Raw genomic sequence first — 374 nt, 5'->3', positions numbered from 1 at the left:
GCAGCCGTTCCCAGCAGTCCAGGCAGCGGGCTTCCAGCCAGGCATTCAGCGCCCCCAGATCAGGAAAGGCAGGCAGATCCTGCCAGATATGGCGTCGGGCATCCTTGTACAGTCTTCTCGATCTGCCCTTTCTCCCATCCCGCTGCCGGATTGCAGAAGGTCGCCTCGAACAGATAATGGCTGGCCAGGGCCATGAAGCGCAGGTTGACCTGACGTGCCTTGCCAGAGCCAATCCGGTCCACAGCGGTCTTCATGTTGTCAAAAATACCCCGCCGTGGCACGCCACCGAGCACGCGGAAGGCCTCGGTAAGCGCATCAAAAAGCATCTCGTGGGTCTGCAGGGGATAGGCCCTGAGTATGAAGGCCCGGCTGAA

1 pseudogene is annotated in these 374 nt (G+C 60.7%); it reads right to left on the bottom strand.

What is annotated here, in order from left to right:
* A pseudogene (locus DY926_RS15985) lies at positions 1 to 374 on the bottom strand (IS21 family transposase); the annotation flags it as partial.

Source organism: Komagataeibacter melaceti (assembly GCF_003403295.1).
Lineage (GTDB): Bacteria > Pseudomonadota > Alphaproteobacteria > Acetobacterales > Acetobacteraceae > Komagataeibacter > Komagataeibacter melaceti.
This window is presented reverse-complemented; position numbering and strand designations above follow the sequence as displayed.